The organism is Mesorhizobium sp. M7A.F.Ca.MR.148.00.0.0, from assembly GCF_003997735.1.
GTDB lineage: Bacteria > Pseudomonadota > Alphaproteobacteria > Rhizobiales > Rhizobiaceae > Mesorhizobium.
Genome location: NZ_RZTB01000615.1, coordinates 1 through 257, shown reverse-complemented (window position 1 = coordinate 257; position 257 = coordinate 1). Strand labels below are relative to the sequence as shown.

General features: G+C 39.7%; 1 protein-coding gene. It reads left to right on the top strand.

Features of this window, described 5'->3' with window-relative positions; translation table 11 throughout:
* Nucleotides 1-257: hypothetical protein (locus EOB49_RS37180; protein ID WP_206526229.1), on the top strand; the 257-nt coding region annotated here is incomplete at both ends.

Sequence of the window (257 nt, the reverse complement as noted above, 5' to 3'; positions counted from 1 at the left end):
ATCACAATGACCGGGTTCGAGAATTGCGGGATCTCAACAAGCGTATAGATGCGATCGGCATACTAGAAAAAATCAATAATACTACCCGCTGCCAAGAGAATTTTATACAGCAAGCGGAAGAAACTAGATACTATTTGCTTCAATATGGGAAAGATCATAAACTGACTATCGATAATTTCGAGTCAATTATATCAGGCGCACTAAAATTGAAAGAGATCGAGCAAAAAATCGAGCTAAGGGGCAGTGAGGTGAAGACT